This window comes from Methylobacterium sp. J-072 (assembly GCF_022829425.1).
Lineage (GTDB): Bacteria > Pseudomonadota > Alphaproteobacteria > Rhizobiales > Beijerinckiaceae > Methylobacterium.
Map to the genome: position 1 here is coordinate 1 of NZ_JAKSYK010000140.1, position 281 is coordinate 281.

At 68.0% G+C, this 281-nt stretch carries 1 protein-coding gene; it reads left to right on the forward strand.

Features of this window, described 5'->3' with window-relative positions; all coding sequences use genetic code 11:
* On the forward strand, nt 1-219 hold a 219-nt coding region (locus MKK67_RS16080; protein WP_243966122.1), incomplete at its 5' end, for a hypothetical protein.
* Between the last annotated feature and the right edge of the window lie 62 nt (nt 220-281).

Genomic DNA, 281 nt, shown 5'->3' on the forward strand with positions numbered 1-281 from the left:
TCGGGCGGCCCGATGGAGGCCGGCAAGGTCCAGCTGCCCGGCATCGCCAAGAAGGTCGATCTGGTCGACGCCATGATCGCGGCGGCCGACGACCGGATCTCGGACGCCGATGTCGAAGTGATCGAGCGCTCGGCCTGCCCCCTCCTTCGAGGCCCAGCGATCTGCGATCGCCGGGCACCTCAGGATGAGGTCGCGGGTCGGAGTTCTTTAATTGGATGAATTCGTGGCGGCAGGTCGTCCTGCCGCGACCGTCACCCGCCCGAACGCAGCCCTACCGCTCC